Origin of the sequence: uncultured Brevundimonas sp. (genome assembly GCF_963974615.1) — a bacterium.
Taxonomy (GTDB): Bacteria; Pseudomonadota; Alphaproteobacteria; order Caulobacterales; family Caulobacteraceae; genus Brevundimonas.
This window is the reverse complement of sequence record NZ_CAXBDH010000001.1, coordinates 15,473-39,647: the sequence shown is the minus strand read 5'-3', so window position 1 is coordinate 39,647 and position 24,175 is coordinate 15,473. Positions and strand designations below refer to the sequence as shown.

Sequence of the window (24,175 nt, the reverse complement as noted above, 5' to 3'; positions counted from 1 at the left end):
ATCCGGGGTCGGCCCCGTCAGGCCGGCGACCAGTCGTCCGGCGCGATCTCGAAACCGCCGCCCAGGTTAAGCCCCGGGGCCACCGTGGTGCCGATCAGGGTCCACGGTCCCAGACTGCGCGCCGTGCGCCACGCCCCGGTCGGCACCGCCAGCTGCGGTGTCTGGTCCGCGTTCAGGCCGGGTCCCATGGTGGCCGTGACGGTCACGGCCCCGGCGATCTGGATCTCCAGCGGCGCGCCGTCGTGATACTGCCACAGCTCGCCCGCCTCGACCCGGTGCCAGGCCGAGACCTCGCCCGCCGCCAGCAGCAGATAGGCCGTCACCCCCATCGACTGCCCGTCGACCTCGCGCGGGTCGCGGAAGATCTCGCGATGGTGGCCACCGCCCTCCAGCGGCTGCAGGTCCAGCAGGGCGATGATTTCGGCAGCGGTCATCATGGGGCGAATCGGTTCCGGGCGGCGTTGCGGTACCCTAAAGCGAAATCGGTTGAGTTGGACGCAGTCCAGCTCGGCTCAGATTTCGCTCCAGTTTGAATCTGGACCATTTTCTGGATTCAGGTCGAGTCGACCTGAAACAAAAATGGTCTGGCGCGCGCGTCAGCCGGAGACAGCCGCTCCCTGTCGCCCGGGATGCGGCTTCCCGGGCCGTCTCCCCCTCACGCTGCGCCCCGCAGCTCCGTAGCGTGGGGCGGATAGGGGGCGGATGCGGTCTCGTCGGTCGGGTTTCCGGCCAGGGTGCTGGCGAAGCCGTGGTTGACGTCGCGGTGATGCGCCTCGTCAGCCCGCACCAGCAGGACCACATCGCGCAGCGTCGCATCGGCCGGCAGCTTCCAGTAGTGGATGGCGATATCGGGCGCGGGGACGTTGGGCGAGCGGCCCTCATCGATCTCTTTCAGATAGAGGGTGTAGCTGATCACCGCCTCTTCCTCGAAATAACCGACCACCCGGTGCGCCGTGCGCGACGAGATCAGGTACAGCAGGAAGAAGCCGATGTAGAAGACGGCCTGGGCCAGCTGAACCACCAGTCGTTCGAACCAGGTGGGCTGGGCGATCTGGATGAAGGTCATCAGGTGCATCCGCTCGTTCTCCGCCTCCTCCATCAGGGTGCGGATCCAGCCCTCGTCATCCTTCATTTCCCGCAGGCAACGCAGGTGCTGCAGCGTCGCCCCGACCATGCCGGGCACCGCCGCCACGGTCTCCAGCACGATGGCGCGGTGGCCGTAGCGTTTGGCGAAGAAGGTGTCGGCGCAGAACCGCAGCAGTCGGGTGAAGCCGAGCGCGAACCGGTCCGAAAACCCTTTCGGCGCGTGGTGGACGACGGGTTGGGCGTCCTTCTCCTCATCGAGGGCGCGGTCGTCGGGGGCGAGAATCTTGTTGACCATGGGGGCAGACTTTCCAGCGCCTTGGCCGCAATGGGCCGGTGCTCAAACAGCCTAACGCGCGAGAGGCCGCGGCGGGCCCAGACGCAGTGTCGCAAGGGGCGGACAGACTGACGCAGCGGGGGTCATCCGGAAACAGCCGGTCCCGGCCCGGGCCGCCCCGCCCGGACCAGTTCGCCGCCGGTATAGCGCAGATCGTCCGTGACCTCGGGCCCGGCGAAGACCGGATCCGGCCAGGCCGCCATGGCCGCGTCGTCAGCGAATTCCACCTCGGCCAGAAACAGGCCCGCCAGCGGCCCCTCGAACCGGTCGACCGACAGGGTGACGTCGTCCGCGGCGTAGTAGTGCCGGGTCTTGCGCAGGACCTTGCCGGGCAGTCCCTCGAACAGGGCGAACTCGCGGGCAGTCAGATACAGGGTGGTGATCAAGCGTTTGTCGGGCGCGAGGTCGGCCTTCTTCGACAGGCGCAGGATCGGCTCACCGCCGCCGACCGGTGTCACCCGCCGCAGCCGCAGGCGGGAGTCGTCGATATAGAGATCCTCGATCGCCTCGGCCCGGAGCAAGGGTAGGTCCGGCAGAGCGGTGCACAGCCAGCGCCGTTCCCGCTCCACGGCAGCGTATTTCTCCGGCTTGAGAAAGCCGAGGGCGGCCGCATGTTGTTCTTTTGTTCTCATTGCCCGGCCGTCGTGCTAGGGAAGCGAATGCCGACGATATCGTGGTTCTTCGGAATTTCGATCCGGATGTATCTCAACGATCATCCGCCGCCGCATTTCCACGCCTACTATGAGTCCAGCGTCGCCCTGGTCGACATCCGGACCGGTGAAATCATGGTCGGCCGCCTGCCGCCGCGGATCGCCCGTTTTGTCGAGCGATGGCGACGGATGTATACTGCCGAATTGATGGAGACCTGGGCACGCGCGGAACGCGGCGAGAGCGGCTCGCTGGGGCGCATACCCGGTCTGGATAAGAAGTGATGCGAGAAGTCGTCCACGTCCGCCGTTACAAGATCGTCGGCCCCTACCGGCTATGGCTGCAATTCACCGACGGCCTCGCCGGAGAGTGGGACTTTTCCGGCCTGCTGAAGGATATCCGCCCGGTAGCCGAACCGCTTCACGATCAAGCCTTCTTCGAGCAGGTCTTCCTCGATTTCGGCGCGCTCACCTGGCCCAACGGCTTCGACTGGAGCCCCGAGGCGCTGCACGCCGACATGGCCGCGGCGGGAGTGCTGAAGTTCGAGACGGCAGCGGCTTAGTGACCCAGCTTTGGCTCCGGGCCGCGCCAAACATCGTAGTCGTCTCGAGACGGTGGGCGAATTGGGCCGGCGTCACAGGATCCCGAGCGAGCGCAGCCATTGCTCGACCTGTCCCGGCCATTCGCGCGTAATCGGATCGGCAGTCGGGCGCATACCGAAGGCGTGGCCGCCCTTCGCGTAGAGGCGCATGTCGACGGGCACGCCGGCGTCGTTCAGCGCCAGCGCATAGGCCATGGGCTGGCGAACATCGTCGACGGAGTCATTCATGGCGTGGATGATCAGCGTCGGCGGCGCGTTCGGGCTGATTTTCACCCAGGGTGCCAGTTCGAGTTCGTTGCGCCCCTTGCTGGTGTCCAGAACACGGGCCGTATAGGCGACGATCGCGAAGTCGGGCCGCGGAGACTGTCGATCCGCCGCGTCGGTTAGCGGATAGGTGCGCTCTTCGGTATTGCTCATGTTCGTCACGAGATAGGCCCCGGCGGAAAAACCGATGACCCCGATCTTGTGCGGATCGACGCCATAGGCGTCGGCCTGCTCGCGCAGCAACCCCATCGCGCGCTGGGCGTCTTCCAGACCCAGCAAGACGTCCGGCCGCCGCTGCACGCCGTTCTCTCTCGGCCACACCTGCGGCGTCCGGTATTTCAGCATGACGCAGGTCATGGCCTGCCGGACGACCCAGTCGCAGATTTCGGTGCCTTCAAGGTCCGTCGCCACCGCGTAGAAGCCGCCACCGGGCAGGACCAGCATCGCGGCACCCGTGTTGCGCCCCTTTGGCCGATAGATCGTCATGGTCGGCCGGGTGATGTAGCTGGCCCAGTGCCACATCCGGCCGCCGACGAGCGGCGAGCCGTTGCCGGTCGCCTCGGGGTGATCGCCGGTGTCGGGTTTGGCGAGAGGAACGGTTTCGGGCCAGAGCGGAATCTGGGTCCCGCCGGCGGTCGGCTGCCATACGCCTTCGCGTTCCACCTTGGGCACCTCGACCCGGGCGGACGAGCCGGCGGCCGGGCTGGCCTGACCGGCCCGCTCGTCCCGGTCGGGCTCGCTGACAGGATCGGCCTGACGACAGGCGGCCCCCGCCAGGCAGATCCCCAGGAGCAGGGGCGCGATGCGCCATCGCAGCACGGTCATCTCGTCTCTCCCCCGGCGCGCGACAGGGATCACAGCGCCTTCACGATCCCCTCGACCATCTTCTTGGCGTCGCTGAACAGCATCATCGTGTTGTCGCGGAAGAACAGTTCGTTCTCGACCCCGGCATAGCCGCTGCTCATGCCGCGCTTGATGAACAGGACGGTGCCGGCCTTGTCGACGTCCAGCACCGGCATGCCGTAGATCGGGCTGGCGGTGTCGGTCTTGGCGGCGGGGTTGGTGACGTCATTGGCCCCGATGACGAAGGCCACGTCGGCGGAGGAGAACTCGCTGTTGATGTCCTCGAGCTCGAACACCTCGTCATAGGGGACATTGGCCTCGGCCAGCAGCACGTTCATGTGGCCGGGCATGCGGCCGGCGACGGGGTGGATGGCGTATTTCACCTCGACCCCCTCCTCCTTCAGCTTGTCGGCCATCTCGCGCAGGGCGTGCTGGGCCTGAGCCACGGCCATGCCGTAGCCGGGCACGATGATGACCTTGGAGGCGTTCTTCATGATGAAGGCGGCGTCCTCGGCACTGCCCTGTTTGACCGGCCGCGTCTCGACCGCGCCGTCGGCACCCGCCGGGCCCGCGTCGCCACCGAACCCGCCGAGAATGACGCTGATGAAACTGCGGTTCATGGCCTTGCACATGATGTAGCTGAGGATCGCGCCCGAGCTGCCGACCAGTGCCCCGGTGATGATCAGGGCGATGTTCTCGAGCGTGAAGCCCAGCGCCGCCGCGGCCCAGCCGGAATAGGAGTTCAGCATCGACACCACGACCGGCATGTCGGCCCCGCCGATGGGGATGATCAGGGTCGCGCCGAGGATCAGGGCGATGGCGAACACGCCCCAGAAGGCCCAGACCGCCGACCCGCCGGTGCCGATCAATATGCCGATCAGGAAGACCAGCGTCAGGGCCAGGCCGATGTTGATCAGGTGCCGCGCCGGCAGGATGATCGGCGCGCCGCTCATATTGCCGTTCAGCTTGGCGAAGGCGATGACCGACCCGGTGAAGGTGATGGCCCCGATGGCCACGCCCAGCGACAGCTCGATGATCGACTGGATCTTGATACCGCCCAGACCATTGTCGATGCCGAAGGCCACCGGCGCATAGACCGCGCCCACCGCGACCAGACAGGCGGCCATACCGACCAGGCTGTGAAAGGCCGCGACCAGCTGCGGCATCTGGGTCATGGCCACCTTGCGCGCGATCAGCACGCCCAGACCGCCACCGACCGCCACGCCGCCGGCCAGCAGGGCCAGGGTCCGGGGGTCCAGCGCCCCGGTGCCGCCCAGGGTCAGCAGGGTCACGCCGATGGCCAGGGCCATGCCGACCATGCCGAAGGTATTGCCCCGCCGGCTGGTCTCGGGACTGGACAGCCCGCGCAGGGACAGGATGAACAGTACGCCGGCCGCCAGATAGGCCAGAGCCGCGATGGATGCATTCATGGCGTCCCTCCCCTTGTCATTCCGACCTACAGAAACCCGACCGACGCCGGACGCGCCGGATCGATCGTGCCCCGGGCCTGTATCTCACCGTTCCGGACCATGGCGATGGCGACGGCCCCGGGGCCGCCGGTCTTGGTCAGGGTGCAATAGCCGTTATCGACCGGCAGCCGCCCGGCCATCGGCCCGCGGCCGGTACGGGTCAGGCCATTGGCCCAGTGCGCGCGATCATAGTTGCTCATTTCCATCGTCACCGGCGGGAAGCGGCAGGCCAGCGACCAGCTGGCCCCCTGCGGCGCGGCGACGGCCCAGTGCACGCCCTGGTCATGCTGTGCGCCCACATGGGTCTGGGCCCGCGCGACAGTGGACCCGGCAGCGACCAGCAGGGTGGCGGCGACGATGGGCAAAAGGATCGGCAGGAACGGCCGCATCATGGCTTCCCCGCCCCCGGCAGGTCACCGGTGCGCGACAGCCGCCACAGGGCCGCGGCGATGAACAGCGGGGCCAGCACCATCCAGGCCCAGTCGAACACCGTCATCGCCCGTTCCTGGGCCACGACCCGCACCAGCACCGATGAGAACACCAGCACCACGCCGAAATCCTGGAGTCGCAGCTTGCGGATGGCGTCGGTCTCGCGGACGAAACTCCACAGCCACAGGCCCAGCCCGAGACCCGTGGCCCCCCACGAGACGATCAGCGCGAACTGGCCCAGATCAAAGGTCATCGGGCGGCCGGCTTGTCCTTCTTGCGATACATGGCCAGCATGCGCCGGGTCACCATGAAGCCGCCGAAGATGTTGACGCTGGCCAGGGTCACGGCCGCGACGCCCGCGCCCTTGGCGATCATGGCGTTGGGACCGCTCACCTCACCCGAGACCGAGGCCGCGGCGATCAGGCCGCCGACGATGATGACGCTGGAGATGGCATTGGTCACCGCCATCAGCGGCGTGTGCAGGGCCGGGGTGACCGACCAGACGACATAATAGCCGACGAAGATGGCCAGCACGAAGATGGCCAGACGAAAGACGGTGGGATCGACGTGTTCCATGGTCAGACTCCGAAGCCCTTCCCCTCGAGGGGGAAGGGAGCAGGGCGGGCGAAGCGAACGACGGGGGGATCGACGTGTTCCATCAGGATTTCGCCTCCAGACGCGCGTCGATGCTGACCAGCAGTCGCAGGACACCGCCGGCCAGAATACAGACACCGACGAACCTGACTGAAGACCCCAGGGCGTGACCGAGGGCGCTGGCGACGTTCACCCCATTGCCGATCGCAAGCGCTACCGCGCCGATAAACGCAATGACGGCAAGGACCGATCCCCCGATCATGACCAGCAACGCAAATGCCGCGAGGCCATCTCTGAATTTCGACGAGATCATCCCTTCACCCCCTCATGCACCACGGCCCCGCCGTGGGTGACCACGGCGGCCTTGAGGATCTCGTCCTCGAGGTCGAGGTTCAGGGCCCCGTCCTTGATCAACAGGCCGGTGAAGGCCAGCAGGTTCTTGGCGTACAGGGCGCTGGCGTCGGCGGCGATGCGGCCGGGCAGGTTGGTGTAGCCGACGATCTGGACCCCGTTGCGGGTGGTGACCACCTCGCCGGGCTTGGCCCCCTCGACATTGCCGCCGGCCTCGACCGCCAGATCGATCAGCACGCTGCCCGGCTTCATCGTCGCCACCTGTTCGGCGGTGACCAGCACCGGGGCCGCGCGACCCGGGATCAGGGCCGTGGTGATGACGATGTCCTGCTTCCTGATGTGTTCGCCGGTCAGGATCGCCTGTTTGGCCTGGTATTCGGCCGACATCGGCTTGGCATAGCCGCCGGCGGTCTGGGCGTTTTTGAACTCCTCATCCTCGACGGCGAGGAATTTGGCCCCGAGGCTTTCGACCTGCTCCTTGGTCGCGGGGCGCACGTCGGTGGCGGTGACCACCGCCCCCATGCGCCGCGCCGTGGCGATGGCCTGCAGTCCGGCGACGCCGACCCCCATGACGAAGATCTTGGCCGGGGCCACCGTGCCCGCCGCCGTCATCATCATCGGGAAGCCCTTGCCGTAGGCATAGGCCGCCTCGATCACCGCGCGATAGCCGGCCAGATTGGCCTGGCTGGACAGGGCGTCCATCACCTGGGCCCGGGTGATACGCGGCACGAATTCCATGGCGAAGGCGGTGATATTGGCCCCGGCCATGGCCGAGACCGTGTCCTTTTCGCGATGGGCGTCCAGCAGGGCCACGACGATGGCCCCGGGCTTGAGGGCGCTGGTTTCCTGGGCCGTCGGCCCGCGCACCTTCAGCAGGATGTCGGCATGGGCCAGCACCGCCTGGGTGTCCTTGGCCACCCGGGCCCCGGCCTGGACATAGTCATCGTCAGGGATCGACGATCCCGCCCCCGTCCCGGCCTCGACCGTCACGGTCGCGCCCAGGGCGATCAGCTTTTTTGCTGTCTCCGGAGTGAGGGCACAGCGCGTCTCGCCCTGTCGGCGTTCGCGGGTCACGGCTATGGCGAAGGCCAAGCGAATCTCCCCGTTCAGGAACTGAACTGGTCGACGTTAGGCTGATCCGTAAGGGTGCGTCAAAGCCGACAGGGAAACATCCCCGCCGACCTGACCGTCAGTGTGATTTCTTGGACTTCAGGGCCAATACGCCGACTGCGGTCAGGACAATACCGGCGAACAGACCGCCGATGATGCTGCCGCCCGGCTGGAAGGCGATGGTCAGGGCCAGCAACACGGCGGCGATGGCCAGCGAGCCCCATTTCGACAGGGTGATAAAGCTGGAGAAGGTCGACGCCTGCTCACTGATCTCCTGCGAGCCGTGCACATAGGCAGCGGTCTTGGAAGCGGCGGCGGGCTTGCGGGAAACGGCCATGAATTGCGTCCGGAGTGGCGAGTCGATGGGCCGTCTTATAGCGATGCCCGCGCCCGGCTCAAGGGCCACCGGGGTTTCAGCGCCGATCCAGCGCCGCCAGAATGTCGCGGGTGAAGGCGGCGATGTCGAAGCGATGGCCGGTCGGGTCCTCGCCGCGCCGGACGATGACGATGTCGCGCCCCGGCACGATGACGACATACTGACCGCGGTTGCCGAAGGCGGCGATGGTGTCGGCAGGCACGCCCTCGGACCGGTTCATCAACCAGAAGGTCGCGCCATAGCCGAACTCACCCTCGGGCTGGGGCCCGGACGGACGCGAGACATAGGCGCGCCAGCCCTCGGGCAGGATGCGCTGTCCGTCCTGAACACCGTCGTTCACATACAGCAGGCCGAAGCGGGCCAGATCGCGGGCGGTCGACCAGACCTGGCTCGACAGCATGTAGTTCCCGCGCCAGTCGGTCTCGGCCACCGTGTCCTGCATGCCCAGCTGATCGAACAGGACCGCGGGCGGGTGATCCGCGAAGCTCGGGGCGAGGCTCAGCACCGCCAGCAGGATGTCGTTGTTGGCATAGCGAAAGCGCGTCCCCGGATTGGCGATCAACGGCCAGCCCGGCACCTGTTCCTCGACGGCCGTGCCGCCGAAATACAGGGCGTCGGTACGATTGCCCGCCGTATCGCTGGTCAGGCCCGAGGCCATGCGCATCAGGTTGTCGAGGGTGATCGCACGCCGGGGGTCGCCCTCGACCTGCCAGTTGGCGATGGCGGCCGGGGCGCTGACGTCAGCCTCGCCACGTTGAACGGCCGCCCCGATCACGGTCCCGGCCAGACTCTTGGCCACCGACCATGTGCGCTGCGGCACATCCGGTCCGAAGCCCGGGGCGTAGTTTTCGCCGATCAGGTGGCCGTCCTGCACCACGACGACCCCGGTGGTGTTGGTGCCGTCGCCATAGCCGCCGCGCATGGCCCGGACGATGGTGGCGGCAAAGCCCTGCATGTCGCCGCTCGGGGCGGCGATGGGGAGGTCGGCGACGGGGTGACGATGCTGTGGGCCCGCGCTGGCGGGGGCCGGGCCGGTCCAGCCGACCGGCATGATCGAACAACCGGCCCCCGGGCGATAGACGGCCACGCGCGGGGCGACCGTTTCATCCCAGGCGACGCTGACCGTCGAACCGGTCGTGGTCACCGGCAGGTCGGCGATCAGCGGATCCAGCGTCGGATAGATGCCGACGAACTCATTGGCCTCGACGCTGTCCGGACTGCGGCTGCCGCCCGCCGCCTCGGCATTATGGACGGCGCTGCACAGGGTCAGGGCCTTGTAGCCCGCCGCCGAGGCCCGGGCCTCAGCGCTGGCGGGCGGCGGGGTCTGGGCCACAGCGGACGCGGTCGGCGGGGCGACGGCCAGAACGGCGGCGAGGATCAGGGTGCGCATGGAGCGACGCTCGCGCGCCAGTCCGGTTGCGTCAATGGCCGGATTTCAGACCAGCGTCTCGAACTGGTCGATCAACCGTTCCAGCCGGCGGCAGCCGATGGTCCAGAAGGCCGGGTCGCGCGGGTTCAGACCGAACGGGGCCAGGGCCTCGACATAGGTGCGGGTCCCGCCCCCGGCCAGCAGCTCGCGATACAGGGGGGTGAAGGCCTCGGGGTCCTTCGCCCGGGTTTCCATCAGCGCCGCCACCAGCAGGTCGCCGAAGGCATAGGCATAGACATAGAAGGGCGCGTGGACGAAATGGCTGACATAGCTCCACCAGTGCTCATAGCCGGGATTCAGCGTCACCGCCGGGCCCAGCGCCGCGCCCATCTCCTCCATCCAGATTTCGCCGATGCGGTCGGCCGAGACCTCGCCCGCGGCGCGCTCGTCGTGAAAACGGGTCTCGAAGCGGTGGAATGAAATCTGCCGCACCACGGTGTTCAGCCCGTCCTCGATCCGCCCGGCCAGCAGGCCGCGCTGTTCGGCCTTCGGAGCCGTGGCCAGCAGCCGGTCGAAGGTCAGGCCCTCGGCGAAGATCGAGGCCGTCTCGGCCAGGGTCAGGGGGGTGTCGGCCAGCAGGGTGCCGCGATCCGCCGCCAGCGTATTGTGCACGGCATGACCCAGCTCATGCGCCAGGGTCAGGACGTCGCGACGCTCGCCCATCCAGTTCAGGAAAACATAGGGGTGGCGGTTGGCGCTGACCGGATGGCAATAGGCCCCCGACTGTTTCCCGGCCCGCGCTCGCCCGTCGATCCACGGCTTGTCGAAGAAGCCCTGGGCCCGCTCGGCGAACTCCGGCCCCAGATCACCGAAGCTTTCCAGCACCAGCGCCTTGCCCTGGGCCCAGTCAAAGCCGCGCGGGGCGCTGGTCTCGATCGGCGCGTTGCGATCCCACTGGTCCAGCCGGTCCCGGCCAAGAGCCCTGGCCTTCAGCGCGTAATAGCGATGCGACAGTTTCGGATAGGCGGCAGCCACCGCTTCGGCCATGGCATCGACCGACTCGCCGTCGACCTCATTGCCCAGATGGCGGCCGTCAGCGGGGCGTTTGAACCCACGCCATTTGCCCTCCATCGCCTGATCGGCGGCCACGGTGTTCAGCACCAGCGCCAGGGTCGAGGCGCGCGCCGCCAGGGCGGCGTTCAGTCCCTCGGCCGCCGCCTTGCGCTGCGTCGCCTTGGGGTCGCTGAGCCGGTTCAGTGACTCGGCGAGGGTCAGCTCATCCTTGCCGGCCTTGACCTTCATGGCCGCCAGCGTCTCGTCGAACAGACGCGGCCACTGGGCCGAGATCGGGGCCCGTTCGGCGATGAAGGTCTCCAGCTCGGCCGACAATTCATGCGGCTTCATCGCCCGCACCCGCCGCAGCCACGGCGTCCAGCGCGCCGCCGTCGGCACATCCGCCAGAGCGGCGGCGATTTCGGCCTCCTCCAGCTGGTTGATCTCCAGCGTGACCCAGACCGTCGGGGTCGAGATGGCCGTCAGCTTCTCGCGGATATTGGCCTCAAAGCCCTGGGCCGCCGCGTCATTGCGATCGGTCGAGGCGGCCAGAAAGGCATAGGCCCCCAGTCCACCCAGGGCCTCGGTCGCCCGTTCGTACAGGCTGATGACCTGATCCAGCGTCTTGCCCAGTTCCACCGCATCAGCGCGCCGGGCCAGCAGCTGTCCCTGCAGGGTACCCAATTCGGCGACCAGCCCCCGCCCCCGCTTCAGATCGGCCTCGATCCGGGCGTCGGTGCGCGAGTCATAGAGGTCGGACAGGTCCCACAGCGGGGCGTCGGCGGTCGGGGCTTTGAAGGGGGCGTTCATGCTCTTCATAGTGGGCAGGGCCGGGCTCCGACGCAACGGCCCAACGCCAGGTCCGGAAGCCGCCAGACGCGCTGACCCACGCCCTGCAGGATGGATCTCGTCAAAGGAGATCCCCATGCCCTATCAGATCGAAGCCCTGCCGCTGGCCCCTTTCGTTCCCTATTTCGCCATGTCCGACCGCGAGCTGGCCGCCGTCGGGGCCCGTCGCTGGACCGCCGATCTGCCCGGCCGCGCCCCCTGCCGCGTCAGCCTGAGGGACGCCGACGCCGGCGAGCGCCTGGTCCTCGTCAACCACACCCATCTCACCGACCCCGGCTCGCCCTATCGCGCCGCCGGTCCGATCTTCGTGCGCGAGGCCGCGGTTGAGGTCGAACCGGTGACCGGTCCGGCCCCGGAGATGCTGCGCAAACGGCCGCTGTCGCTGCGCGTCTATGACCGACGCAACATGATGCTGGAGGGCGAGGTCATCGACGGTCGCGACCTCGACGCCCGTCTGGCCCACTGGTTCGAAATTGGCGCGACCGAACAGGTGCATCTGCATTTCGCCCCGCGCGGCTGCTATCTGGCCCGGGCCGTCCGCCGGACCTGACCCGACAGCGCTGGCCTCCGGTCGCGTTTTCAGGTCACATGCCCGGGTTACGGGGGGCGCGCGCATGACCATCTTCGGCGACACTGAAACCACCGACGGCGGGACTGGCCGCTCCAGCCTGACCAGCGGCGACCGGCGCGGCCTGGCCCTGATCCGCATCAGCATCGGTCTGGCCCAGGGTCTGGTCCTGTATCTGCTGTGGCGCTCGGTCGGCACCGGCTACGGCGACGACGCCATCCGGGCCTGGCCGGCCACTGTCCCGACCCTGTTCGCGCCCCTGCTGCTGGTCAGCGCCTTCCTGCCCGTGGTGCTGCTGGCCGGGGTCGGGCGGCTGCGCCTGCGCACCCTGGCGATCTGGACCATCGTGGCCGGCGTGTCCCTGGCCCTGCTGGCCTGGCATGACGTGGCGCGTCAGTCGCTGAGCACCCTCAACCACCCGCCCTTCCTCAGCTTTCCGATGCTGGCCTTCACCGCCGCGGCCCTGTTCATCGCCCACCATCTGGTGGTGCCGGCGGATCAGGTCCGGCGGCGTTTCGCCCCCTTCCCCGCCTATTTCGACACCGCCTGGAAGGCCGGCGTCCAGCTGGCCCTGTCGATCGGCTTCACCGGGGCCTTCTGGCTGCTGCTGATCCTCGGGGCCGCCCTGTTCAACATCATCGGGCTGAAATTTCTCGAGAACCTGCTCCGGCAGGAATGGTTCGCCATCCCGGTCACCACCGTGGCCTTTTCCATCGCCGTTCAGCTGACCGATGTGCGCGATGCCCTGATCCGCGGCGTGCGCTCGGTCGCGTTGATGCTGCTGTCGTGGCTGCTGCTGGTGATCACCGTGCTGGTGGCGGGCTTCCTCGCCGCCCTGCCCTTCACCGGCCTCGACGGCCTGTGGGACACCGGCAGCGCCACCGCCCTTGTACTCGCGGCGGCGGCGGCCCTGATCATCCTGATCAACACCGCCTATCAGGACGGTCTGGCCGACAACCTGCCGCCGGCAGTGCTGCGCGTGGCCGTGCGGGTCGCCGCCGTGCTGCTGAGCCCGCTGATGATCATCGCCGTCTGGGGCCTGACCCTGCGCATCGGCCAGCACGGCCTGACGCCGGACCGGATCATCGCCGCCGCCTGTACCGTGGTCGGCTTCGCCTATGCTGTCGGCTATGGCTTCGCCGCCCTGCAACCGTTCTGGCGGCGCGGCGACTGGATGCGCCCGCTGGAGCCGACCAATATCGCCACTGCCATCCTCAGTGTCGCCGTCATCCTCGCCCTGTTCAGCCCGCTGGCCGACCCGGCCCGGCTGTCGGTGGCGGATCAGACCGCCCGGCTGGCGCGCGGGGCCGTGACGCCGGACAAGTTCGACTATCGCTTCCTGCGCTTCGAAAGCGGCCGCGCCGGCGAGGCGGCCCTGACCCGTCTGGCCGCCTCGACCAATGCCGACATCGCTACGCGGGCCAAGGCGGCGCAGGCGGCGGATCGCTATGTCATCCAATCAGCTCGCGGCTCCGACGTGCGGGCCGAAGACATCCGCATCCGCGCCATTCCCGAGGGGGCAGCCCTGCCCGCGTCTTTCATCGCTCAATACCCCCGGCTGAGGGAGATCCTCAGAGACTGTCGGGAAGCGTCGGTCTGCGAGGCACGGATGCTCGACCTCGACCGTGACGGCAGCGAGGACGTGCTCCTGGCTCACCGCACCACAGTGTCCGTCTTCAAGCTGGAACCGGACGGCCGCTGGTTCGTATGGGCCGAATACATGCCGCCGGTATGTGACAACGAATCCGTAGATATTCGGGAGGCCTTTGCCACCGGCCGTTTCGAGACCGCCGCGCCGGTCTTCCCCGACCTGATCGTCAATGGCATCCGCCTCCGCCACCAGGAGGGTACGCCGGAATGCCCGGCGGCACCCGATCCACGGTAGAAAGCCGCACGAGATCAGTGACGAGGCACACGCTCACCCGGTCTCGCCGGACACCGTCCGCTAAGATCCGTCGTCAATAGATTCCCGCCCCCGTCATCCTCGGGCTTGTCCCGAGGCCCCATTTATCCGCCGTGCGAGCGCTCGGAACCTCGCGTGGTCATCAAGGAAGTTCCCCTGATCGAAAGATCGAAACTGCTGATCGATGGCTCCCCGGGCCAAGCCCGAGGATGACGGCATATAAGGACAGCCCCTTCGGTCTCGGTTGTTCTGAGCGCCAAGTGGGGTCGGACCCTAGCCGTCGATATCCGTCCGGCTGAAGTCGTCGCCCTTGTACAGCAGCGGCACGCCCCGGCTGCGGGCGCAGGCATAGGCGAAACAGTCGCCCATGTTCAGTGCCGCCGGGTGGCGGCCCTTGCCGAACCGGTCGAAGGCCTCGATCGCCAGTCCCTGCTCCTCGGGGCCGATCGGCGTCACCGTGATATCGGCCACATCCAGAAAGGCCTGAACCGCAGCATAGGCGATCGGCACATCGACCACCCGCTCGCGCACCAGGGCCCGCACCGTCTCCCATACCGCGACGGGCGAGGTCTCAACCGCTGCCGCCGTGGCGATCCTCAGCCGCAGGTCCGCCTGTTCGGGCTCGCCCAGCAATATGGCGCACAGGGCCGAGGCGTCGACGAACATCAGTCGCCCGACTCGGCGTCGAAAAAGGCCTTGTCGGCCGTCAGTCCCGTCGGCTCCCAGCGGGCGACGGTCTCGGACACGCCCTGCATCCGCCGCAGCTTGTCCTGCAGACCGGCCTCGCCCTGTTCCAGCTCGGCCTGAACCGCCAGACGGACGGCCTCGGTCAGACCCACGCCCCGCTGCCGCGCCAGCGCGCGCACGAGGGCGTCGGTTTCGGCATCGCGAACATGAAAGGCCATGGGCTTCTCCTCGGCTAGCCGTAGATTATCATCGGCTAGCCGATCGGGCAATCTGAAGACCACGGGCGTAGACCGACCCCGCCCGTTAACCCCCGACTCACCACCCCTTCCAACCCGATCTTCACCTTGTCGGGGGTAAAACCGTCCCGAAACGAGCCAGTCCCGCTTGAACGAGGATCGGCCGTAACCGGTGATGAAAAGGGTGTTTCTGCCATGGCCAAGACCGTTCTCGTGGTCGACGACGACCCGACCCAGCGTCGCCTCGTTCAGGCGGTGCTGGATCGCGAGGGCTATGCCGTGGTCCATGCCGAAAACGGCGGCGAGGCCATCGACCGCCTGACCAGGGGCGGCGGGGCCGATGTCGTGCTGCTGGACATGGTCATGCCGCACATGTCCGGCCTCGAATGCCTGGCCGAGATCCGCACCGCCGGGGTCACCACCCCGGTCATCGTCCTGACCGCCAGCGGCGGTATCGAGACCGTGGTCAAGGCCATGCAGGCCGGGGCCCAGGACTTCTTCGTCAAGCCGGTTTCGGCCGAGCGCCTGCTGATCGGCGTGCGCAACGCCCTGCAGATGACCCAGCTGACGGCCGAGGTCGGTCGGCTGAAGAAGCACGTCGCCGGTCGCACCACCTTCGACGATCTGGTCGGCACCAGCCCGGCCATGCGTATGGTCAAGTCGCTGGGCACCCGCGCCGCCAAATCGACCATCCCGGTGCTGATCACCGGCGAAAGCGGCGTCGGCAAGGAAGTCATCGCCCGCGCCCTGCACGGCGTCAGCGACCGCGCCGGCAAGCCGTTCGTCGCCGTCAACTGCGGGGCCCTGCCGGCCAATCTGGTCGAGTCGATCCTGTTCGGCCATGAGAAGGGCAGTTTCACCGGGGCCAGCGACAAACACCTCGGCAAATTCATGGAGGCCAACGGCGGCACCCTGTTCCTCGACGAGATCGGCGAACTGCCGCTGGACATGCAGGTCAAGCTGCTGCGCGTGCTGCAGGAGGGCGAGGTCGACCCGGTCGGGGCCAAGCGTGCCGTCAAGGTCGACGTCCGCATCGTCTCGGCCACCAATCGCGACCCGGCCCAGCAGGTCAAGGAAGGCGCCTTCCGCGAGGACCTGTTCTATCGCCTCAACGTCTTTCCGATCGAGGCCCCGTCCCTGCGCGAACGGCGCGAGGACATCCCGGCCCTGATCGATCATTTCGTCGCCCGCTTCAACGTCGAGGAAGGCCGCCGTATCGCCGGCTGCGCCCCCGAGACCGTGGCCCTGCTCAGCGCCTTCGACTGGCCCGGCAACGTTCGCCAGCTGGAGAACAGCGTCTATCGCGCCATCGTCCTGGCCGACGCCCCCTTCCTGCAGCCGCACGACTTCCCGGCCATCTCCGGCATCGCCCAGGTTCCCGACGAACCGGCCGCGACCAGCGCCAACGACGCTTCATCCACAGAACGATCCACAGGCCTGCCGCCGCTGCCGGACACCCCGATCCGCATCCTCGACGACCGCGGTCATCTGCGCACGCTGGAAGACATCGAACGCGACCTGATCCAGCACGCCATCGAGGTCTATGCCGGCCACATGTCCGAAATCGCCCGCCGCCTCGGCATCGGCCGCTCCACCCTGTACCGCAAGGTCCGCGAACAGGGGCTGGAAGGCGTGCTGAAAGAGGCGGGCTAACCTCCGCCTCCCTCTCCCGGCGGGAGAGGGCTTGAGCCTCCGGGAGCAAGGCGACCGGCAAGGCGAAAGGGTGAGGGGCTCCCTCTCACCGATCGTCCCTCACCCGGCCGCGCCAGAACGACGGCTTGCGCTGCCGTGCGCGCTTGCCACACCGCCCTGACAGCGCCACGCTCCGCCCATGACCCCCCAGGAAGTCGACGTCATCGTCCGTGTCGCCGGCGCGACCCTTCTGATCCTTGCAGCCATCATGGCTGCACGCCGCAGCGACCGCCGCGGTGCCTATGTCTTCATCGCCCTCGCCGTCTGTTTGTGCGGATTCCTGGCCGGCAATACGCCGGATGCTGCGTTGCGCCTGTCGGGACCGGCCGGACAGGTCGCCGGACTGCTGAGCGGTTACGCCGCCGTCTTCCTCTGGTGGTACTGCCTGACGGTCTTCGATCACAGCTTCCGGCCCCGGGGTCTGGTGCTGGCCACCGGGGTCGCGTGGATCCTGATCGCCAGCGCCGATCGCGGCCTGTTCGGGCCCGCCCTCGCCGACCGGGGCCTGTCGTGGGGGCTGGTCGCCATCGGATTTGCCATGATCGGCCATCTGGGCTGGCGGCTGGCCCGGGACTTCCGGGGTGATCTGATCGACATCCGCCGTCGATCGCGCGTGATTGTCGTGGTCCTGCTGGCCGCCCAGCTGCTCGCGGACCTGGTCGTCGATGTGGTGCTCGGCCTGGACTGGGGCCCGCGGGGCTTCACCATCGTACAGAACACCGCCCTGCTCGTGTTCACCGGCTGGCTGCTGCAGCTGGATGCGCGCCTCCACGCCGACGCTGCACCTGACGCCGGTCGCCAACCCGCCCCCGCCGATCCCGTCGCGTCACCGGCCCCGGCCGCGTCCGGCCTGGTCGCGAGACTGCACCGGCTGATCGAGGTCGAGCGCGTCCATCTGGACGGCGACCTCAGCCTTGATCGCTTCGTCGCCATGATGGGCGCGTCCGAGCGCACCGTCCGCCATCTGATCAATCGCGAGCTGGGCCATGATCATTTCCGTACCTTTCTGAACGCCAACCGCATGGTGGAAGCGCGCCGCCTGCTGTCCGATCCCGGGCGCAGGCAGGACAAGCTGATCGCGATCGCGCTGGACAGCGGCTTCGCCTCCCTGCCGTCCTTCAATCGGGTTTTCCGGGAATTTGAAGACTGTACGCCCGGGGCCTTTCGTCTGGCCGCCCTGCCCCCGCCCGCAGCGACCCCACCGTCGGCGGCGACCTTTCCGGACGCCAGCCGCCCTGTGCAGGTCGACTTTTGAGATACGTTCCGCCGGCTTTTGAGCAGACCGCCGGAAGCGGCACCGCTAGGTCTCGTCGCGTCAAACCAGCGGAGACAATCGTATGGACGGTCTGATCGGAATATCGGGCGTAATCGGGCTCCTGCTGCTTGCGGGGGTCGTGATCGGCCTTGTCCGGCCCGGGCAGCTGTCCGTTCGCTGGTTGCTGGTCGCCGCCGCGCTCGTGTTGCTCAATGACGTGTTGCTGACGCGCGGCTACGGCCATCTGCCCGATCTTCTGCCGGTGAGCGACTGGAACTGGCAGGGCAAGGGGCTAGCCCTGCTGGCGACGCTGGCCATCGCCGCCCTGCCGGGGTTCGGCTGGCGACGGTCGGGCCTGACGCTGGTGCAGGCCGCCGGCAGCCTGAAAACAGCCCTGCCGGTCGCCCTTGTCTATATGGGCTTCTTCGCCCTCCTGGCCTGGGTGTTTCCGAACGAGCCGGCGTCGGGCGAGACGATCGCCTTTCAGCTGACCATGCCCGGTTTCGAGGAAGAGCCCTTCTATCGCGGCATCCTGCTGGTCGCCCTCAGTCACGCCTTCCTCGGGCGCGTGCGCCTGCTGGGCGTCGAGTGGGGCTGGGGGGCGGTTCTGTCCTGCGCCCTGTTCGGGCTGGGTCATGCGTTCGGCTACAGCGACGGGCATTTCTCATTCGATCCGCTGACGATGGCGCTGACGGCCCTGCCGTCCTTCCTGGCGGTATGGATGGTCCTGCGTACCCGCAGCCTGCTGTTGCCGGTGCTGATGCACAATTTCGGCAACGCCATCATGCTGCTGATCTAGGGGGCGAAGGCTACCTACTCCTCCGCCGACTTCTTCCGCCCCCAGCGCCGCTTCGGCGCCTCGCCCTTGGCCTTCTTCGTGATTTCCTTGAGCTTGCGGCCCTGCATCGACGACAGGGCCTGGCCGGGCGCGCCCTTTTCGGGGTCACCGAAGGCGCGGCCGTAGGTCTTGATGCGGTCGCCGACCGACTCGAGGAACTCGCCCTCCCATTCAGACAGCGAAACGCCCGCCTTCTCGGCCGAGCGGCGGGCGCGTTTCAGGGCATTGAGGGCGGCGCGCTGCACCGCCTTGCGTTCGGCCTCGAACGGACTGGCGGGCGGTTTCTTCGAACCGCCCTTGCCGCCACCGAAACCGGTTCGCTTCAGGGTCAGATCTCCCCGAGCGCCGACATATAGAGGTCGAGGATCGCGTCCTCTTCCTGGCGCTTGGCCTTGTCCTGTTTGCGGATGCGGATGACCTTGCGCAGGATCTTGACGTCGTAGCCCTCGCCCTTGGCCTCGAGGAAGACCTCCTTCATGTCCGCCATGATGGCGGCCTTGTCCTCTTCGAGCCGCTCAAGGCGCTCGATGATGGTGCGCAGACGGCCCTGGGCCGTGGCGTTGAGGATGTCCGGGCTGGCGTCAAAGGTGCCGTCGTCGGCCATGGGGATCTCCTCGGGTCAGTAAAAAACTCAAGCGCGGACGCTAACCATGCCGGGGCGAAACGCTCAACGGCAGGCACGAAAAAGGCCGCGGACAACGCCCGCGACCCTGTGGGTAGTTCAGACCTCGGTGCGCTAACGCCCGTCGCACGGCGACGGGCTGCTTGAGCGCAGTCCCTAGCCCTGCTTCGCCTTGAAGCGCGGGTCGGTCTTGTTGATCACGTAAACGACGCCTTTGCGCCGCACGATCTTGCAGTCGCGATGGCGACCCTTGAGCGACTTGAGCGAGCTGCGGACCTTCATGGTCTTGTCCTGTAGGCGAAACAAACGGGAAAGCCGCAAGGCGAACCCTGCGGCGGAGCGGTGCGTATAGAGAGACGCGGCGGTTCCGTCAACGCCTCGCCATAGTCAGACGGCGACTGTGTCTCCGTCGCCCCGCCAAACTGGCGTGGTTAGCGGCTATTTCATCTTTTGCCGCGCCCTTGAAGGGCAACAAATTCATCACTCACGCGCTAGCGTAGCAGGTCGTCACAGGAAACTTATGTCCAAGGTCATGCGGTTCAGCTCTCGTCTTCTCCTGATCGGTTGCGTCACGGCCTGCGCGCCGATGATCCCGGAGACCCTGCCGAGCCTGCATGCCCCGGCCACGCCGGTTGGTGAGGCTCCGACCCCGGCCCCGGTGCCGACCCCCGCGCCGCCCCCCGCCGATGCCGCCGATCAGGCCGGGTTCGAAGGCTGGAAACAGGGCTTCCTCAGCCGCCACGGCGGCAGTCGCCGCGCCGCCTATGAGCGCGAACTGGCCGGACTGACGCCGGACGCCAGTGTCCTGCGTCTCGACCGCAACCAGCCCGAGTTCAGCCGCCCCGCCGGGGCCTATATCCAGAACGCCGCCAGCCCGGCGCGAATCGCCCAGGCGCGCCAGCGGTATGACCGGGTGCCGTGGGAGGTGACCCAGCGATTCGGCGTCCCGGCCGAGATCCTGATCTCGATCTGGGGCAATGAGAGCAGCTTCGGTCAGGTCCAGGGCGACATGGACGTGATCCGCTCGCTGGCCACCCTGGCCTATGACGGCCGCCGTCGCGACTGGGCCGAGGCCCAGCTGAAGGACGCGCTGGATATCGTCATCGACGGCCGCCGCGACCGGGCGGGACTCAAAGGCAGCTGGGCCGGGGCCATGGGCCAGACCCAGTTCATGCCCGACAATTATCTGCGCCTCGGTGTCGACCAGAACGGCGACGGCAAGGTCGACATCTGGGGCTCGGAAGCCGACGCCCTGGCCTCGGCCGCCAACCTGCTGGCCCAGGCCGGCTGGAAGCGTGGCCAGGCGTGGGGCTATGAGGTCACCCTGCCGTCCGGTTTTGACTATGCCGAAGCCGAGGGACCGCAGCATCCGTGGCGTTTCTGGGCCGCGCGCGGCGTGACCGTGGCCCGCGGCGGCACCCCGACCGAGGCCGAAGCGCTGGAAAATGCGACCATCCTGCTGCCGCAGGGGGCCCGTGGCCCGGCCTTCCTGGCTCTGCCCAACCACTATGTGATTCGTCGCTACAACAACTCGGTCAGCTATGCGCTGGCCATCGGCCTGACGGCGGACGGCATCTCGGGCAAGCCGGGACTGGTCGCGACCTGGCCCGACGACGCCCCCCTGTCGCGCGAGCAGCGCATCGGCACCCAGGCCGCCCTGACCCGGCGCGGCTATGACACCCAGGGCATCGACGGCGTTATCGGCTCAAACACCCGCGCTGCCCTGCGCCGCTGGCAGCTGGCCAACGGCCGGATCGCCGACGGCTATCTGACCGCCGAAATCGCCAACGAACTGATGAGCGCCCGCTAGCCGCCTGCCGCCGGCCCTCTGACCGACGGCAGGCGCTGGTCTCAGTGCTGGTGGGCGGATTCAGCCGCGGCGTCGGGGGCAGGGTGTTCCATGCCCGACATGCCGGAACAGGAGGCCATCATGGCCTCGTGTTTCGCCTTCATCTCGGCATGCTCCTCACTCGACATGGTCGAATGGTCCATCCCGGCCATCATGGTCTGATGCCGCTCCATCATCGCCGCACGTTGCTCGGGCGTCATGGCTGAATGATCCATGCCCGCCATGCCGGCGTGACCGGCTGCATCCGCCGTGGCGGTGCCATGGGCGGCCATCATGGTCTGATGCCGCTCCATCATCGCCGCACGTTGCTCGGGCGTCATGGCTGAATGATCCATGCCCGCCATGCCGGCGTGACCGGCTGCATCCGCCGTGGCGGTGCCATGGGCGGCCATCATGGTCTGATGCCGCTCCATCATCGCCGCACGTTGCTCGGGCGACATGGCTGAATGGTCCATGCCGGACATGCCGGACATGCCGGGGCAGGCCGGGGTTTCCGCCGCCGGAGCTTCAGGAGCCGCCTGGGCCGCTGCGGCGTGGGCGGCGTGGCCGGCATGGGCACCGGCCGGCTGCGGCGCGGTCTGGGCCGCCGCGGGGCCGGAGGCGAGCGCGGCCAGCAGGCCGGCGATGGCGAGCGACGTCATATGGGTTCTGGTCATGGGTGGTCTCCAGTGAACACTGCCGGATGGCCATGCCGTCAGGCACAGCCTCGACCGGTCAGCTCCTGCAGTATCTACGCGCGGACGACCATCCTCCCCCCGGCTTACCCGGGACTGCGGCCGCATGCCGCAGTCCGGGTCAGCCCGGGCCTCAGCCCTTCAGTCGCCAGGTCGCGCCGGCCGGACTGTCCATCACCACGACATTCAGGGCATTGAGCCGGTCGCGGATGCGGTCGGCTTCAGGCCAGTCCTTCGCCGTCCGGGCGGTGACTCGTTCGGCCAGCAGCGCCTCGACCTCAGCCTTAAAGGAGTCGTCGACACCGGCGTCGAACCACATCGCGTGATCAACCTGAAGGACGCCCAGCAGGTTGGCAGACGCTTGAAGCGCGGCACGGGTATCAGAAACGATTTGCCAGTCCACCTCACCCATCAGGGCCGCCCGAATACCGTTCGAAAGGGCGAACAGCGCCGCAATTGCGCCCGGAGTATTGAGGTCATCCTCAATTGCTCCGAGGAACCCACTCGTCTTCAGATGACCATCAACGATATGCGACCTCGGTGAGGGAAGGGTCGTCCCGGCTTGAACGGCTAATCGGTCGACGTCGGCCAACGCCCCGTACAGTCGGTCCAGATTTTTGCGCGACTGGTCCAGCAGGGCCTGATTCCAGTCCAGCGGCTGACGGTAATGGGCGCTCAGCAGGGCCCAGCGCACCACCTCGCCGGGGATCGCCTGCACCAGATCGTGCAGCAGCAGGACATTGCCGACCGACTTGGACATCTTCTCGGCGTCCATCGTCAGGAAGCCGTTGTGCATCCAGTAGCGGCTGTATTCGGCGTGGGCATCGGCCTCGTGGGCGTGGCCATGGGCGCAGACGCCCTGGGCGATCTCGTTCTCATGGTGCGGAAACACCAGATCGATGCCGCCGCCGTGGATGTCGATCGGCAGACCCAGGGTCTCCTCGATCATGGCCGAGCATTCGATATGCCAGCCCGGCCGCCCCACGCCCCAGGGGGACGGCCAGCCGGGCTCGCCCTCTTTCGACGGCTTCCACAGCACGAAATCATGCGGATTCTTCTTGTAGGGCGCGACCTCGACCCGGGCCCCGGCGATCATGTCGTCCAGATTGCGCCCCGACAGCCGGCCGTAGTTCTCATAGGACGAGACGTCGAACAGCACATGACCCTCGGCGGCGTAGGCGCAGCCCTGTTCCAGGATCGCGGCGATCTGGGCGACGATGGCGTCCATATGGTCGGTGACGTGCGGGGCGATATCGGGCGGCGACACGTTGAGGCGCGCCATGTCGGCCAGATAGGCGGCCTCAAAGCGGGCCGTGACCTCGCCGATCGGCGTGCCTTCCTTCGCCGCCTTCGCATTGATCTTGTCGTCGACGTCGGTGACGTTGCGGGCATAGACGACGCTGTCGGCCCCGTATTCCCGCCGCAGCAGCCGCACCAGCACATCAAACACCACCGGCGGGCGCGCATTGCCGATATGGGCGAAGTCCCAGACCGTGGGGCCGCAGACATAGAGGGTCACCCGTTCCGGATCGCGGGGCACAAACACGCGCTTTTCACGGTGCAGGGTGTCGTGGAGCGTCAGCGTCATATTGCGGCGTTGGCCTTCAGTTTTCTTGCAGGACGGAGTGTGTCTCCCATATAGCCGGTCTACCGCACTCGCGAACAGCGGGCCGGTGTATTTAAGGGAGAGCGACGCGCGTCCATCCGGGACCATCGTCCCGGCGCTACTTCGTCGCTTCGAGATTGAACATGAGCGTGACCCCCGTCAAACCCGTCCTGGTCAGTGACGACACCCTTCCCGGCAAGCCGACGCGTGAGCAGGCGCTGGAGGCTGTGCGCACGCTGATCGCCTGGACCGGCGACAATCCCGACCGTGAGGGTCTGATCGACACGCCGCGCCGCGTGGTCGACGCCTATGGCGACTGGTTCCAGGGCTATGACGCCGATGTGGCCCGCGAACTGTCGCGCACCTTCGAGGAGGTCCAGGGCTATGACGACATGGTGCTGCTGCGCGACATCGAGGTCGAAAGCCACTGCGAGCACCATATGGCTCCGTTCCTGGGCAAGGCCTATGTCGCCTATATCCCGACCGACAAGGTCGTCGGCATCTCCAAGATCGCCCGGGTCGTCGAAATCTTCTCCAAACGTCTCCAGACCCAGGAAACCCTGACCCAGGAGATCGCCGCCGCCCTTGATTCGCACCTGTCACCCGCAGGCGTGGCGGTGCTGATCGACGCCGAACACCAGTGCATGACCACCCGTGGGGTTCATCACCGTCACGTCTCGACCCTGACGACCCGGTTCACCGGGGTGTTCAAAACGGACCCGGCCCTGATGGATCGCTTCCTCAAGCTGTCCAGGGGCTGATTTACTCGCGTCGCAGGTGTATTCTGCGCCGAAGGAACCGACTTGGGTTCGAGTTCGCTTTACAAGGCGGGCACATCCCGCCAAGAGACGATAAATCGTAAGCGCAAC

General features: G+C 67.5%; 29 protein-coding genes. 9 read left to right on the top strand and 20 right to left on the bottom strand.

The features are described 5' to 3' along the window. Positions 1–17: 17 nt before the first annotated feature. From AAC050_RS00225 to AAC050_RS00215, 3 genes are all read right to left on the bottom strand, one after another. The gene (locus AAC050_RS00225; protein ID WP_339913043.1) at positions 18–437 is read right to left on the bottom strand and encodes a cupin domain-containing protein; all 420 of its coding nucleotides are present in this window, start codon (positions 435–437) and stop codon (positions 18–20) included. A gap of 218 nt (positions 438–655) precedes the next feature. Continuing rightward, a complete protein-coding gene (locus AAC050_RS00220) occupies positions 656–1,381 on the bottom strand; it encodes an alternative oxidase (RefSeq protein WP_339913042.1) in 726 nt (241 codons plus the stop codon). A 122-nt stretch (positions 1,382–1,503) separates the two neighbouring features. Then, positions 1,504–2,052, bottom strand: a complete 549-nt coding sequence (locus AAC050_RS00215; protein WP_339913041.1) for a hypothetical protein — start codon at positions 2,050–2,052, stop codon at positions 1,504–1,506. Between the two features lie 27 nt (positions 2,053–2,079). On the opposite strand from AAC050_RS00215, the gene AAC050_RS00210 reads away from it, so the two are divergent. Beyond that, the gene (locus AAC050_RS00210; protein WP_339913040.1) at positions 2,080–2,352 is read left to right on the top strand and encodes a DUF4160 domain-containing protein; all 273 of its coding nucleotides are present in this window, start codon (positions 2,080–2,082) and stop codon (positions 2,350–2,352) included. Continuing rightward, the gene (locus tag AAC050_RS00205; RefSeq protein ID WP_339913039.1) at positions 2,352–2,630 is read left to right on the top strand and encodes a DUF2442 domain-containing protein; all 279 of its coding nucleotides are present in this window, start codon (positions 2,352–2,354) and stop codon (positions 2,628–2,630) included. The genes AAC050_RS00210 and AAC050_RS00205 overlap by 1 nt, the downstream gene beginning before the upstream one ends. Before the next feature lie 72 nt (positions 2,631–2,702). On the opposite strand, the gene AAC050_RS00200 is transcribed toward AAC050_RS00205, so the two are convergent. The 10 genes from AAC050_RS00200 to AAC050_RS00155 all read right to left on the bottom strand — a co-directional run bounded on the left by AAC050_RS00200 (position 2,703) and on the right by AAC050_RS00155 (position 11,337). Then, positions 2,703–3,758 carry an alpha/beta hydrolase gene (locus AAC050_RS00200; protein WP_339913038.1) on the bottom strand — a complete coding sequence of 352 codons (1,056 nt, stop codon included), beginning with the start codon at positions 3,756–3,758 and terminating at the stop codon, positions 2,703–2,705. Between the two features lie 29 nt (positions 3,759–3,787). Next, positions 3,788–5,206, bottom strand: a complete 1,419-nt coding sequence (locus AAC050_RS00195) for an NAD(P)(+) transhydrogenase (Re/Si-specific) subunit beta (protein WP_339913037.1) — start codon at positions 5,204–5,206, stop codon at positions 3,788–3,790. Between the two features lie 26 nt (positions 5,207–5,232). Next, entirely contained in the window at positions 5,233–5,637 is a 405-nt protein-coding gene (locus tag AAC050_RS00190) for a hypothetical protein (RefSeq protein ID WP_339913036.1), read from the bottom strand. Next, positions 5,634–5,927, bottom strand: a complete 294-nt coding sequence (locus AAC050_RS00185; RefSeq protein WP_339913035.1) for a hypothetical protein — start codon at positions 5,925–5,927, stop codon at positions 5,634–5,636. Before AAC050_RS00185 ends, AAC050_RS00190 begins: the two co-directional genes overlap by 4 nt. Further along, positions 5,924–6,250, bottom strand: a complete 327-nt coding sequence (locus AAC050_RS00180; protein ID WP_339913034.1) for an NAD(P) transhydrogenase subunit alpha — start codon at positions 6,248–6,250, stop codon at positions 5,924–5,926. The genes AAC050_RS00185 and AAC050_RS00180 overlap by 4 nt, the downstream gene beginning before the upstream one ends. An 82-nt stretch (positions 6,251–6,332) precedes the next feature. Then, positions 6,333–6,581: a hypothetical protein gene (locus AAC050_RS00175; protein WP_339913033.1), complete on the bottom strand. Its 249-nt coding sequence runs from the start codon at positions 6,579–6,581 to the stop codon at positions 6,333–6,335. Continuing rightward, positions 6,578–7,711, bottom strand: a complete 1,134-nt coding sequence (locus AAC050_RS00170) for a Re/Si-specific NAD(P)(+) transhydrogenase subunit alpha (protein ID WP_339913032.1) — start codon at positions 7,709–7,711, stop codon at positions 6,578–6,580. The genes AAC050_RS00175 and AAC050_RS00170 overlap by 4 nt, the downstream gene beginning before the upstream one ends. Before the next feature lie 97 nt (positions 7,712–7,808). After that, the gene (locus tag AAC050_RS00165; RefSeq protein ID WP_339913031.1) at positions 7,809–8,066 is read right to left on the bottom strand and encodes an aa3-type cytochrome c oxidase subunit IV; all 258 of its coding nucleotides are present in this window, start codon (positions 8,064–8,066) and stop codon (positions 7,809–7,811) included. A 76-nt stretch (positions 8,067–8,142) separates the two neighbouring features. Beyond that, on the bottom strand, positions 8,143–9,495 hold the full coding sequence (locus tag AAC050_RS00160; protein WP_339913030.1) for a serine hydrolase: 1,353 nt from the start codon (positions 9,493–9,495) through the stop codon (positions 8,143–8,145). 45 nt (positions 9,496–9,540) lie between these two features. Beyond that, positions 9,541–11,337 (bottom strand): M3 family oligoendopeptidase, encoded by a 1,797-nt coding sequence (locus AAC050_RS00155; RefSeq protein ID WP_339913029.1) that lies wholly within the window; start codon positions 11,335–11,337, stop codon positions 9,541–9,543. A 115-nt stretch (positions 11,338–11,452) separates the two neighbouring features. On the opposite strand from AAC050_RS00155, the gene AAC050_RS00150 reads away from it, so the two are divergent. Continuing rightward, positions 11,453–11,926: a DUF1203 domain-containing protein gene (locus tag AAC050_RS00150; protein WP_339913028.1), complete on the top strand. Its 474-nt coding sequence runs from the start codon at positions 11,453–11,455 to the stop codon at positions 11,924–11,926. A gap of 64 nt (positions 11,927–11,990) precedes the next feature. Further along, positions 11,991–13,829, top strand: coding sequence for a DUF4153 domain-containing protein (locus AAC050_RS00145; protein ID WP_339913027.1), 1,839 nt, complete (start codon positions 11,991–11,993; stop codon positions 13,827–13,829). Between the two features lie 291 nt (positions 13,830–14,120). Here AAC050_RS00145 and AAC050_RS00140 read toward each other — a convergent pair whose 3' ends face one another. Further along, a complete protein-coding gene (locus AAC050_RS00140; RefSeq protein ID WP_339913026.1) occupies positions 14,121–14,513 on the bottom strand; it encodes a type II toxin-antitoxin system VapC family toxin in 393 nt (130 codons plus the stop codon). Next, positions 14,513–14,752: a type II toxin-antitoxin system VapB family antitoxin gene (locus AAC050_RS00135; RefSeq protein WP_339913025.1), complete on the bottom strand. Its 240-nt coding sequence runs from the start codon at positions 14,750–14,752 to the stop codon at positions 14,513–14,515. The genes AAC050_RS00140 and AAC050_RS00135 overlap by 1 nt, the downstream gene beginning before the upstream one ends. 213 nt (positions 14,753–14,965) lie before the next feature. Between AAC050_RS00135 and AAC050_RS00130 the strand changes: the two genes are divergently transcribed. The 3 genes from AAC050_RS00130 to AAC050_RS00120 all read left to right on the top strand — a co-directional run bounded on the left by AAC050_RS00130 (position 14,966) and on the right by AAC050_RS00120 (position 18,516). Continuing rightward, complete coding sequence (locus AAC050_RS00130) at positions 14,966–16,423, top strand: sigma-54 dependent transcriptional regulator (RefSeq protein WP_339913024.1); 1,458 nt, start codon at positions 14,966–14,968, stop codon at positions 16,421–16,423. A gap of 178 nt (positions 16,424–16,601) precedes the next feature. Further along, positions 16,602–17,717 carry an AraC family transcriptional regulator gene (locus tag AAC050_RS00125; RefSeq protein ID WP_339913023.1) on the top strand — a complete coding sequence of 372 codons (1,116 nt, stop codon included), beginning with the start codon at positions 16,602–16,604 and terminating at the stop codon, positions 17,715–17,717. A gap of 82 nt (positions 17,718–17,799) precedes the next feature. Beyond that, positions 17,800–18,516: a CPBP family intramembrane glutamic endopeptidase gene (locus AAC050_RS00120; protein WP_339913022.1), complete on the top strand. Its 717-nt coding sequence runs from the start codon at positions 17,800–17,802 to the stop codon at positions 18,514–18,516. Positions 18,517–18,530: 14 nt separating this feature from the next. On the opposite strand, the gene AAC050_RS00115 is transcribed toward AAC050_RS00120, so the two are convergent. From AAC050_RS00115 to ykgO, 3 genes are all read right to left on the bottom strand, one after another. After that, a complete protein-coding gene (locus tag AAC050_RS00115; protein WP_339913021.1) occupies positions 18,531–18,800 on the bottom strand; it encodes a hypothetical protein in 270 nt (89 codons plus the stop codon). 83 nt (positions 18,801–18,883) lie between these two features. Then, positions 18,884–19,159, bottom strand: a complete 276-nt coding sequence (locus AAC050_RS00110; RefSeq protein WP_339913020.1) for a DUF2312 domain-containing protein — start codon at positions 19,157–19,159, stop codon at positions 18,884–18,886. 174 nt (positions 19,160–19,333) lie between these two features. Beyond that, positions 19,334–19,459 carry a type B 50S ribosomal protein L36 gene (ykgO, locus tag AAC050_RS00105; protein ID WP_006274063.1) on the bottom strand — a complete coding sequence of 42 codons (126 nt, stop codon included), beginning with the start codon at positions 19,457–19,459 and terminating at the stop codon, positions 19,334–19,336. 238 nt (positions 19,460–19,697) lie between these two features. Here ykgO and AAC050_RS00100 point away from each other — a divergent pair, with 238 nt between their 5' ends. Then, positions 19,698–20,987, top strand: a complete 1,290-nt coding sequence (locus AAC050_RS00100) for a lytic murein transglycosylase (RefSeq protein WP_339913019.1) — start codon at positions 19,698–19,700, stop codon at positions 20,985–20,987. Positions 20,988–21,028: 41 nt separating this feature from the next. Here the strand turns inward: AAC050_RS00100 and AAC050_RS00095 are convergent, their stop codons facing one another. Both AAC050_RS00095 and cysS read right to left on the bottom strand, forming a co-directional pair. Beyond that, the gene (locus tag AAC050_RS00095) at positions 21,029–21,682 is read right to left on the bottom strand and encodes a hypothetical protein (protein ID WP_339913018.1); all 654 of its coding nucleotides are present in this window, start codon (positions 21,680–21,682) and stop codon (positions 21,029–21,031) included. 151 nt (positions 21,683–21,833) lie between these two features. Further along, on the bottom strand, positions 21,834–23,288 hold the full coding sequence (cysS, locus tag AAC050_RS00090) for a cysteine--tRNA ligase (protein WP_339913017.1): 1,455 nt from the start codon (positions 23,286–23,288) through the stop codon (positions 21,834–21,836). 161 nt (positions 23,289–23,449) lie between these two features. Here cysS and folE point away from each other — a divergent pair, with 161 nt between their 5' ends. Beyond that, positions 23,450–24,067 (top strand): GTP cyclohydrolase I FolE, encoded by a 618-nt coding sequence (gene folE, locus AAC050_RS00085; RefSeq protein ID WP_339913016.1) that lies wholly within the window; start codon positions 23,450–23,452, stop codon positions 24,065–24,067. Positions 24,068–24,175 lie beyond the last annotated feature (108 nt).

Excerpts from the sequence above, each read along its gene's own strand:
- AAC050_RS00225 (WP_339913043.1), bottom strand. The coding sequence starts at position 437 with ATGATGACCGCTGCCGAAATCATCGCCCTGCTGGACCTGCAGCCGCTG.
- AAC050_RS00220 (WP_339913042.1), bottom strand. The coding sequence starts at position 1,381 with ATGGTCAACAAGATTCTCGCCCCCGACGACCGCGCCCTCGATGAGGAG.
- AAC050_RS00215 (WP_339913041.1), bottom strand. The coding sequence starts at position 2,052 with ATGAGAACAAAAGAACAACATGCGGCCGCCCTCGGCTTTCTCAAGCCG.
- AAC050_RS00210 (WP_339913040.1), top strand. The coding sequence starts at position 2,080 with ATGCCGACGATATCGTGGTTCTTCGGAATTTCGATCCGGATGTATCTC.
- AAC050_RS00205 (WP_339913039.1), top strand. The coding sequence starts at position 2,352 with ATGCGAGAAGTCGTCCACGTCCGCCGTTACAAGATCGTCGGCCCCTAC.
- AAC050_RS00200 (WP_339913038.1), bottom strand. The coding sequence starts at position 3,758 with ATGACCGTGCTGCGATGGCGCATCGCGCCCCTGCTCCTGGGGATCTGC.
- AAC050_RS00195 (WP_339913037.1), bottom strand. The coding sequence starts at position 5,206 with ATGAATGCATCCATCGCGGCTCTGGCCTATCTGGCGGCCGGCGTACTG.
- AAC050_RS00190 (WP_339913036.1), bottom strand. The coding sequence starts at position 5,637 with ATGATGCGGCCGTTCCTGCCGATCCTTTTGCCCATCGTCGCCGCCACC.
- AAC050_RS00185 (WP_339913035.1), bottom strand. The coding sequence starts at position 5,927 with ATGACCTTTGATCTGGGCCAGTTCGCGCTGATCGTCTCGTGGGGGGCC.
- AAC050_RS00180 (WP_339913034.1), bottom strand. The coding sequence starts at position 6,250 with ATGGAACACGTCGATCCCACCGTCTTTCGTCTGGCCATCTTCGTGCTG.
- AAC050_RS00175 (WP_339913033.1), bottom strand. The coding sequence starts at position 6,581 with ATGATCTCGTCGAAATTCAGAGATGGCCTCGCGGCATTTGCGTTGCTG.
- AAC050_RS00165 (WP_339913031.1), bottom strand. The coding sequence starts at position 8,066 with ATGGCCGTTTCCCGCAAGCCCGCCGCCGCTTCCAAGACCGCTGCCTAT.
- AAC050_RS00160 (WP_339913030.1), bottom strand. The coding sequence starts at position 9,495 with ATGCGCACCCTGATCCTCGCCGCCGTTCTGGCCGTCGCCCCGCCGACC.
- AAC050_RS00155 (WP_339913029.1), bottom strand. The coding sequence starts at position 11,337 with ATGAACGCCCCCTTCAAAGCCCCGACCGCCGACGCCCCGCTGTGGGAC.
- AAC050_RS00150 (WP_339913028.1), top strand. The coding sequence starts at position 11,453 with ATGCCCTATCAGATCGAAGCCCTGCCGCTGGCCCCTTTCGTTCCCTAT.
- AAC050_RS00145 (WP_339913027.1), top strand. The coding sequence starts at position 11,991 with ATGACCATCTTCGGCGACACTGAAACCACCGACGGCGGGACTGGCCGC.
- AAC050_RS00140 (WP_339913026.1), bottom strand. The coding sequence starts at position 14,513 with ATGTTCGTCGACGCCTCGGCCCTGTGCGCCATATTGCTGGGCGAGCCC.
- AAC050_RS00135 (WP_339913025.1), bottom strand. The coding sequence starts at position 14,752 with ATGGCCTTTCATGTTCGCGATGCCGAAACCGACGCCCTCGTGCGCGCG.
- AAC050_RS00130 (WP_339913024.1), top strand. The coding sequence starts at position 14,966 with ATGGCCAAGACCGTTCTCGTGGTCGACGACGACCCGACCCAGCGTCGC.
- AAC050_RS00125 (WP_339913023.1), top strand. The coding sequence starts at position 16,602 with ATGACCCCCCAGGAAGTCGACGTCATCGTCCGTGTCGCCGGCGCGACC.
- AAC050_RS00120 (WP_339913022.1), top strand. The coding sequence starts at position 17,800 with ATGGACGGTCTGATCGGAATATCGGGCGTAATCGGGCTCCTGCTGCTT.
- AAC050_RS00110 (WP_339913020.1), bottom strand. The coding sequence starts at position 19,159 with ATGGCCGACGACGGCACCTTTGACGCCAGCCCGGACATCCTCAACGCC.
- ykgO (WP_006274063.1), bottom strand. The coding sequence starts at position 19,459 with ATGAAGGTCCGCAGCTCGCTCAAGTCGCTCAAGGGTCGCCATCGCGAC.
- AAC050_RS00100 (WP_339913019.1), top strand. The coding sequence starts at position 19,698 with ATGTCCAAGGTCATGCGGTTCAGCTCTCGTCTTCTCCTGATCGGTTGC.
- AAC050_RS00095 (WP_339913018.1), bottom strand. The coding sequence starts at position 21,682 with ATGACCAGAACCCATATGACGTCGCTCGCCATCGCCGGCCTGCTGGCC.
- cysS (WP_339913017.1), bottom strand. The coding sequence starts at position 23,288 with ATGACGCTGACGCTCCACGACACCCTGCACCGTGAAAAGCGCGTGTTT.
- folE (WP_339913016.1), top strand. The coding sequence starts at position 23,450 with ATGAGCGTGACCCCCGTCAAACCCGTCCTGGTCAGTGACGACACCCTT.